Raw genomic sequence first — 592 nt, forward strand, 5'->3', positions numbered from 1 at the left:
GGCGCAGACCGATTACGACATTTACGCCGGAATCTTTCAGGTTTGCTGCGTGTGCGTGACCTTGTGAACCGTAGCCGATGATGGCAACGGTTTTGCCTTTGATCAGAGAAAGGTCAGCGTCTTTATCGTAATAAACTTGCATTTTATTTCCTTAGTGTAAGAGGGTTCCGGATAATCCGGGTTGAGTTAAAAGTAATAGGGGATTAGGCAGGGACTTGGTTCATCAAGACGATTTCCAATGCTTCGGTTTTTCCTTCGATGGATTTGACGAAGTTTTGGAAATGTTCGCTGGCATTGTGCTCATCAATAGCTGCTTGGGATTTCCAGCTTTCTACGAATACGAAACGGTTGGGTTTGCCGATTTCTTGGTGCAGGTCGTAGCTGATGTTGCCTTCTTCTGCACGGCTGGCTTTGACCAATTCTTTAAATTGGGCAGCCAGAGCCTCGGTGTATTCGGGTTTGACGGTAACTAATGCAACGATTTGGATGCTTGACATATTTGTCTCCTACTGTTTTTCAGACGGCCTTTGTTGAAAGTAAAAGGCCGTCTGAACGATACAGCGTTAAATTTTCAAAATGCGCTCGCCACGAC

1 protein-coding gene and 1 pseudogene are annotated in these 592 nt (G+C 45.6%); both read right to left on the minus strand.

The annotated features are described in order from the left end of the window. Positions 1 to 142, minus strand: a pseudogene (locus tag ACTHUR_RS16075) (ketol-acid reductoisomerase); the annotation flags it as partial. 61 nt (positions 143 to 203) lie between these two features. After that, positions 204 to 497, minus strand: coding sequence for a putative quinol monooxygenase (locus tag ACTHUR_RS16080; protein WP_070583491.1), 294 nt, complete (start codon positions 495 to 497; stop codon positions 204 to 206). Between the last annotated feature and the right edge of the window lie 95 nt (positions 498 to 592).

The organism is Neisseria sp. P0021.S007 (assembly GCF_051956855.1).

What these genes read in the sequence shown, in the direction of transcription:
- ACTHUR_RS16080 (WP_070583491.1), bottom strand. Translation starts at nt 497, where the DNA reads ATGTCAAGCATCCAAATCGTTGCATTAGTTACCGTCAAACCCGAATAC.